This is a genomic window from Vibrio methylphosphonaticus (assembly GCF_023634655.1).
GTDB lineage: Bacteria > Pseudomonadota > Gammaproteobacteria > Enterobacterales > Vibrionaceae > Vibrio > Vibrio methylphosphonaticus.
On sequence record NZ_JAMKMS010000070.1, the window covers coordinates 1 to 668 of the forward strand.

The window sequence follows — 668 nt, forward strand, 5'->3', positions numbered from 1 at the left end:
TAGATGTCACTGTTGTAGATGAAGACGGTGCAACAGCGGACACCACTGCTGGTATTGACGTGATTGCCGTAAACGATGCGCCAGTCTCTGGCGACCTGGCTTACAGCGTTGACGAAGATGGTTCAATTACGCTGTCTCAAGAACAGTTATTAGCTCAAGCTTCTGATGTTGAAGGCGATGATCTCACCGCCGCTAACCTAAGCGCAGGCGATAATGCCACAGTCACAGCCAATGAAGATGGTAGCTTTACCATCACACCCGATGCGGATTTCAATGGCGACATTGACTTAAGCTTTGACCTTTCAGACGGCACGGATACCGTTGTTGCCACTGCTGACCTCACGGTAAATCCAGTGAATGACGCAGCGGTAGTGGAAGATGTCGGTTATACCATCCAAGAAGATGGCTCGTTAACCTTTACTGATGAGCAGCTTCTAGCTGGCGCTTCAGACATTGATGGCGATGACTTATCCGTTGCTGATGTGTCTTACTCTGGTACTGATGGTGTGTTCACCGACAACGGTGATGGCAGTTATACCTTCTCTCCAAATGAAAACTTCAATGGCGAAGTCGACTTAAGCTTCTCAGTAAGTGACGGTACGACCACCACAGACGCCAACATTGACGTCACCGTTGACTCAATTAACGACATTCCAGTCGCGGGCTCT

Annotated in this window: 1 protein-coding gene; it reads left to right on the forward strand. The window is 49.1% G+C overall.

Translation table 11 applies throughout. The features are described 5' to 3' along the window. Positions 1-668 (forward strand): tandem-95 repeat protein (locus M9196_RS23280; protein ID WP_250619884.1); only part of this gene is annotated, 668 nt, incomplete at both ends.